Annotated in this window: 1 protein-coding gene; it reads right to left on the bottom strand. The window is 51.4% G+C overall.

Features of this window, described 5'->3' with window-relative positions; genetic code table 11:
- Positions 1-366, bottom strand: a 366-nt coding sequence (locus AC1RPJ_RS07965) for a hypothetical protein (protein ID WP_481762872.1), incomplete at both ends; no start/stop codon positions are given.

Here is a 366-nt window from a genome sequence, read left to right as displayed (position 1 = left end):
GCCTTGAACCGAGCCATCCACGCCTTAGCGATCTTGTGACTGGACTTTATCATCCAATCCATAATGTCAAGCTCTGCGTTTGCACCGCGTATGTGTTCAAGCATTGTTTTATGGGTTTTAGTAAGCACTCCCTTGCGGCTGTCCGGATGTCTAATGGCGCGCACTATGTCGTGGAGCTGAGCTGTCGTCATGTTCAGCTCAGCCATCTTTTCCTTGAGTCCCACCAACTCAGTGTCGGGGATCAATAGACCCTTGGCCAGCTGATGCTTAGACGGCATTTCGCGATCTAGCGTCAGTGGAACGATAGTCAGTTTTTGGTAGCGCTCGGTGATAACACGATTAGCACGGCCGAAGCCTCCCTTGAGA

This window comes from Dellaglioa sp. CoH-57-MRSF-17 (assembly GCF_056782015.1).
Note: the sequence above shows the minus strand (reverse complement) of the source record. Positions and strands in the feature narration are given on the sequence as shown.